The sequence below is a fragment of the Ramlibacter sp. genome, assembly GCF_028292805.1.
Lineage (GTDB): Bacteria > Pseudomonadota > Gammaproteobacteria > Burkholderiales > Burkholderiaceae_C > Ramlibacter.
Window position 1 is genome coordinate 1 of the sequence record NZ_JAQGLS010000242.1, and the last position, 5,442, is coordinate 5,442.

The 5,442-nt window shown below is 67.5% G+C and carries 6 protein-coding genes and 1 pseudogene; 2 read left to right on the forward strand and 5 right to left on the reverse strand.

The features are described 5' to 3' along the window. Nucleotides 1-271 precede the first annotated feature (271 nt). Both JWP65_RS15300 and JWP65_RS15305 read left to right on the forward strand, forming a co-directional pair. Nucleotides 272-491, forward strand: a pseudogene (locus JWP65_RS15300) (acyl-CoA dehydrogenase family protein); the annotation flags it as partial. Between the two features lie 4 nt (nucleotides 492-495). Then, nucleotides 496-957: a TerB family tellurite resistance protein gene (locus JWP65_RS15305; protein ID WP_299765235.1), complete on the forward strand. Its 462-nt coding sequence runs from the start codon at nucleotides 496-498 to the stop codon at nucleotides 955-957. A gap of 487 nt (nucleotides 958-1,444) precedes the next feature. On the opposite strand, the gene JWP65_RS15310 is transcribed toward JWP65_RS15305, so the two are convergent. From JWP65_RS15310 to JWP65_RS15330, 5 genes are all read right to left on the reverse strand, one after another. Beyond that, nucleotides 1,445-2,650, reverse strand: coding sequence for a TerC family protein (locus tag JWP65_RS15310; protein WP_299765237.1), 1,206 nt, complete (start codon nucleotides 2,648-2,650; stop codon nucleotides 1,445-1,447). Nucleotides 2,651-2,749: 99 nt separating this feature from the next. After that, a complete protein-coding gene (locus tag JWP65_RS15315; protein WP_299765239.1) occupies nucleotides 2,750-3,232 on the reverse strand; it encodes a YXWGXW repeat-containing protein in 483 nt (160 codons plus the stop codon). Between the two features lie 106 nt (nucleotides 3,233-3,338). After that, on the reverse strand, nucleotides 3,339-3,803 hold the full coding sequence (locus JWP65_RS15320) for a J domain-containing protein (RefSeq protein ID WP_299765241.1): 465 nt from the start codon (nucleotides 3,801-3,803) through the stop codon (nucleotides 3,339-3,341). Nucleotides 3,804-3,888: 85 nt separating this feature from the next. Then, on the reverse strand, nucleotides 3,889-4,215 hold the full coding sequence (locus JWP65_RS15325; RefSeq protein ID WP_299765243.1) for a hypothetical protein: 327 nt from the start codon (nucleotides 4,213-4,215) through the stop codon (nucleotides 3,889-3,891). 113 nt (nucleotides 4,216-4,328) lie between these two features. Then, a partial coding sequence (locus JWP65_RS15330; RefSeq protein WP_299765245.1) for a mandelate racemase/muconate lactonizing enzyme family protein occupies nucleotides 4,329-5,442 on the reverse strand: 1,114 nt, incomplete at its 5' end.

The following is a 5,442-nucleotide window of genomic DNA, read 5'->3' on the forward strand; positions in this document are numbered from 1 at the left end:
GGATGGCGTCGTACACATAGGCTTGCATGGTCTCGTCTCCAGCAGGTGGGGTGCGCGCGCCAGTATATGCATGGCCTGCTTGAGTCACGCACGCCCGGCGCGTGGCCCGCGCCCGATCGCGCCGACCATCCAGCGATGATCGAACGCCCGGTCTTCACGCCCGACCACGACTCCTTGCGCGATCCCTTTCGCAAGTTCATCGACAAGGAGGTCGCCGTTCCATGAAGCCTGGGTGGAGCAGGGCTACGTCGACCGCGAGGTCTGGCGCCATGAGCGCGACACCGCCACCGGCATGGCCAAGTGCCGGACCAGCGAGCTGCAGTGCCAGGTGATGGACGAGTGCCTGCAACTGCACGGCGGCTACGGCTAGATGTGGAAGTACCCCATCAGCCGCACCTGGGCCGATGCGCGGGTGCAGCGTATCTAGGGGCGGCAGCAACGAGATCACGAAGGAAGTGATCACGCGCAGCATGGGGCCGGGCGCAAAATAGGCGCATGCTGCGCGCCCTCAAGGATCTTTTTTCTTCCCTCACCGACGCCGCGGCTGGCCAGGGCGGCGCCGACGACCGTACCTTGCAGCTGGCCACCGCCGTCCTGCTGGTCGAAGTGATGCGAGCCGATCCGGCCATCACCGACGCCGAGCGGCAAGCCGTGGTCGCGGCTTTGCGGCGCAAGTTCGCGCTCCATGATGACGAGCTGGCGCGGCTGCTGGAGCTGGCGCAAGACAGGTCGCGCGGCGCCAGCGATTTCTTCTCCTTCACGTCGGCGCTGAACGACCGCTTCGACCACCCGCAGAAAATCCGCATGGTCGAGTTCATGTGGCAGGTCGCCTATGCCGACGGCCACCTGCACGCCAATGAAAGCCACCTGATCTCCAAAGTGGCGGGGCTGCTGCACGTGACGCATGGCGAGTACATCGCGGCGAAGCTGCATGCAAGGGACGGCTCGGGCAGGTGAGTTCTGGTGGCAGCGGTTGTCATCGCGGGCTGGCGCCGGCATCCAGGCGACCGTTCTGCAAGTGCCGCCCGCGGCCCAGCGAGGTGAGCGACCTGGCGCAGCCGCACGGCATGTCGCTGCCCGGCTTCATGAAGCAACTGGGCGTGCTGGGAGACGCCGGGCTGGTGCAGCGCGAAAAGGAGGGCCGCACCGTGCGTTGCGCGCTGGCTCCCGACGCGCTGGAGGACGCCGCCATGTGGCTTGCCCATGACAAGTTCTGGAACTTGCGGCTCGACGCGCCCGGCCGCTACTTGTGCCACCAGGAGCAAGTGAACCCGTGGCCCAGGACCTGCCGCGGCCGAGCCCGGGCCACCTCGCGCGTCACTACCCCGTCGCCCGCGAAAAGTCTGGCGCGCCCGGACCGACCCCAAGCGGTGAGCGCGTGGTTCGGGCCGGGCGAGGAAAATTCGGCGCTGCTGGCCGAGCTGGACATGCGCCCCGGCGGCCGCTACCGCAGTTCTTCGGCCGTGAGCGGCCCTGCGTGCTGCGCGTGCGCTTGTGCCAGCCGTTCGCGCAGGGTCTGCCGCTCGTCGATCAGCGCGCGGTGTTCCTCCGGCAAGGCGCGCACTGCGGTCTCGGCGGCCACCAGCTCGGCATAGGCCGCCTCCCGCGCGGGCGCCGGCGCACTGGCCGCAGTCAGCTCCTGCCAGCTCGCCAGGGCGCGGCGCAGCCGGCCGACGGCAGACTTGGCCTTGCCTTTTGGGCTCAGCAGTGACAGCAGCACCGTGAACACCAGAATGCCGATGATGACGACCAGCGACTGCAGCGTGGAGATTTCGACCACCTTCACCGGCTGGCCGTCGTTGATGAAGCCAAGGTTGTTCTCGTGCAGCGCATGCAGCACCAGCTTGACCCCGATGAAGGCCAGGATGGCCGCCAGGCCATAGGACAGGTAGAGCAGACGCTCGAGCAGTCCCTCCACCAGGAAGAACAGCTGGCGCAAGCCGAGCAGCGAGAACGCCGTGGCGGTGAAGACGATGAACAAGTCCTGGGTCAGGCCGAAGATCGCCGGGATCGAGTCGAGCGCGAACAGGATGTCGGTCAGGCCCAGTGCCACGATCACCACCACCATGGGCGTCATGCGGCGCTTGCCGTCCTGCACGGTGAACAGCTTGTCGCCGTCGTAGGTGCCGGTGGTGGGCAGCAGCGCACGTGTGAGCCGCAGCACCGCGCCGTCCTCATCGTCGCCATGACGCTTGTCGCTTGGCAACGCCATGTGCCCGGCCGTGATGAGCAGCACCACGCCGAAGATGTAGAACACCCAGGCGAACCGCTCGAGCAGGGCCGCCCCGATGAAAATGAATCCTGAGCGCGCCACCAGCGCGATGACGATGCCGATGAGGAGCGCTTTCTGCTGGTCTTCGCGCGGCACTTTGAAGCTGGTCATGATGACCAGGAAGACGAAGACGTTGTCCACCGAGAGCGCCTTCTCGGTCAGGTAGCCGGCGAAGTACTCCGTGGCCATCGTGGCGCCGCCGTAGATGAACACCGCCACGCCGAACAGCACCGCCACGCCGACATAGGCGGCCGACCAGCGGGCCGACTCGCCCAGCGTGGGCACATGGGCCGTGCGGATGTGGAAGAAGTAGTCGAACAGCACCAGCGCGACGATCAGGGCGATCGTCAACTCCCAGACGAGGGGTGGATGCGACATGTCGATTTCCCTTTGCGGTCAATGCGCCGAGCGAGGCAACGATCATGACAGCATCCCCCCCTGCGCGGGGACGCCGCGCAGTCGGGGGATCCGTTCGCGTCAATTGCGCGTCGGGTCGCGCGGGAAATCGTCGTCGCGGTTGCGCACCCCGTCGCCGTCGCGGTCGCGGTCGTCCTGGTTGGCAACGCCGTCGCCGTCCTGGTCGCCGCGCGGACCGCCCATCACGCGCGGGTCGTCGCGCGAGGCTTCGGTGCGGACCCACTGGCCACCCAGCAGGTGCCAGGAGCCATCCGGGCCTTGCAGCCAGCGCGCCTCCTGCCAGCGCCAGCCCGGGCGCTCGTCGATCCAGCGGCCGGCGCTCCAGGCGTAGCGGCCATCGCGCCACTCGTAGTGGCCCGGCGCCCAGATGTAGCCCGGCCGGGCGGCCGGCACCTGCTCGTACACCGCGGGCGGCGGCGCGCTTTGCAGCACGATCACCTGCGGCGCGGGGGCCACCACGGCGGGAACGGCATGGGCCGCCGGCGCCAGGCCCAGCAGCGAGGCTGCCGCGACTGCGGCGGCAATGGAAGTGTTGCGGTTCATGGGATACCTCCTTGGTCTGGCTGCCAAGGTAGCGCAACGCGGCCGCGCAAGGCATCGGACCAGGGCGGCTTCGCCCGTCGGCCGGCGCCGGCACGGCGGTGCCGGCTCAGCGCCGGCTGCAGTCCCGCGCTGGCGCCTGCAGCTTGCAGGTTTCGCTTGCCGCGGTGCCGCTCACGATCAACGTGGCCGGCATGGCCGTCAGGTACAGGGCGGTGGCGATGGTGCCGGCGGCGAACACCACTGTGCAGCACAGGAGATACCAGTGCCAGTGGGTGGCCGGATGGACGAAGCTCCACAGGCTGGCCGGCATCGACGGCATGGCGGGTGGCCGCTGGTACGGCCGCTCGGCACGGCGGATCCACAAGTCGTGCTCGGCGCGCCTGTCCCCATCCGACAGCACTTCATACGCCGCGTTGATGGCGGTCATGGCGCGCACGGCATTGGCATTGCCGGGCATCTTGTCAGGGTGGTAGCGCTGGGCCAGCCGGCGGTAGGCGGTGCGCACGCGCTGCGGGGAAGCGTCGCGCTCGACTTGCAGGACATCGTAGTAGGTGGGCGTGGACTCGACCATTTGCTACAAATGTCATAGCTGCGCGCCGCGCAGTCCAGCGTCGCGGGGGATTTCCGGTTGTGGTGTTGGCTGCGCGCTACGCTTCTCAGGCCAGGCGATGGCGAAAGAAGGACGTGACGAACAGGCGCGGAATCGGGATCTGGTCGCGCTGGCGTTGCTCGGCCAGCGTCTTGGCCTGGCTGGGCAGGTGCGTGATTTCGTTGCGCGCTTCCAGCGCCACCCAGCTCAGCGCGCCTTCCGGGGTGCTGTGGCTCTGCCCGCCGAAGACCTTGAACGCGCAGTCGGCGTCCCAGTAGCTCTCCGGCCGGTTCCAGCAGACCTTGGCATAGCTGCAGAAATGCACGCCGTCCCCAGCCGGCGCTGCGTAGGCCGCGATGTAGAACCCATTCACCGGACCCCAGACTTTTTCCATACGCTCTCCACCCCACTGTTCTGGACTGGACTGGAGTGTGGAGCGGCTGCCGCGCCCATGGGGCCGCCGTTACACAGTTGCGGCGCGGTCCTACAGGGGAAAGGCATTTCCCCCTAGACCGACAGCGCCCGCATCTCCTTGATCAGGTCCCTCTTGCCCTCGAACCCGATGCCGGGAAGGTCCGGCATCGTCACGAAGCTGTTCTCGACCCGCACGCCGTCCGGAAAGCCGCCGTAAGGCTGGAACAGGTCGGGGTACGACTCGTTGCCGCCCAGGCCCAGGCCGGCCGCGATGTTCAGCGACATCTGGTGGCCGCCGTGCGGCACGCAGCGGCTGGCGGACCAGCCATGCTGCTTGAGCATCTCCAGCGTGCGCAGGTACTCCACCAGGCCGTACGACAGCGCGCAGTCGAACTGCAGCCAGTCGCGGTCGGGCCGCATGCCGCCGTGGCGCACCAGGTTGCGGGCGTCCTGCATCGAAAACAGGTTTTCGCCGGTGGCCATCGGGTTCTTGTAGTAGTTGCGCAGCGTGGCCTGCAGCTCGTAGTCGAGCGGGTCGCCGGCTTCCTCGTACCAGAACAGGTCGTACTGCGACAGCGCCTTGGCGTACTGGATCGCGGTATCGAGGTCGAAGCGGCCGTTGGCGTCGACCGCCAGCTTCTGGCCGTCCTGCAGCACCGACAGGACGCTGTCGATGCGGCGCAGGTCTTCGTCGAGCGAGGCGCCGCCGATCTTCTTCTTGACCACCGTGTAGCCGCGGTCGATGTAGCTGCGCATCTCGTCCTTGAGCTTGTTATGGTCCTGGCCCGGGTAGTAATAGCCGCCGGCGGCGTACACGAAGATCTTGCGGTCCGGTTGGCCGTCGCCGTAGCGGTCGGCCAGCAGCTGGAACAGGGGTTTGCCTTCGATCTTGGCGACCGCATCCCAGATCGCCATGTCGATGGTGCCGATCGCCACCGAGCGCTCGCCGTGGCCGCCCGGTTTTTCGTTGGTGAACATGCAGTTCCAGATCTTGTGCGGATCGAGGTTGGTGCCCGCGTCGTCGACGAGGGAAGCGGGATCGGCTTCCAGGATGCGCGGGATGAAGCGCTCGCGCATCAGCTTGCCCTGGCCGTAGCGGCCGTTCGAATTGAAGCCGTAGCCGATCACGGGCTTGCCGTCGCGGATCACGTCGGTGACGACCGCCACCAGGCTCAGGGTCATCTTGCTGAAGTCGATGTAGGCATTC